Below are 339 nucleotides of genomic sequence, written 5' to 3'. Positions count from 1 at the left end.
CGGCCTGTGAATTGCGCGCACGCGGCTATCAGCAATACCGTGCCGCCTTGTCTGACAGTCTGTAAGCCTGGTGTTAGGCTGAGCAGCTACACTAGTCCTGCGACGTATCTGCGTCAGCCTGCCGGGCGCATCCTTAGCGAACTTGCAGACTCCGGTTTTTATCACTTTACTCACGGATTACCATGCTGCTTGCCTTAATGACAGATCTCCATGCCAACCGCGAAGCGCTGGAAGCCTGCCTCGCGCATGCGCAACAGCAAGGCGTATCCCAGTATGCGTTTCTGGGCGATCTGGTCGGCTATGGTGCAGACCCGGGCTGGGTGGTGCAAACTGTGATGG

Annotated in this window: 1 protein-coding gene; it reads left to right on the top strand. The window is 57.5% G+C overall.

The features are described from left to right. Positions 1–182: 182 nt before the first annotated feature. On the top strand, positions 183–339 hold a 157-nt coding region (locus KDM89_RS20845; protein ID WP_212689743.1), incomplete at its 3' end, for a metallophosphoesterase family protein.

The organism is Cognatundibacterium luofuense (genome assembly GCF_018139685.1).
Lineage (GTDB): Bacteria > Pseudomonadota > Gammaproteobacteria > Burkholderiales > Burkholderiaceae_D > Undibacterium > Undibacterium luofuense.
The sequence above is the reverse complement of the archived record's forward strand: the minus strand, read 5'-3'. Positions and strand labels throughout refer to the sequence as shown.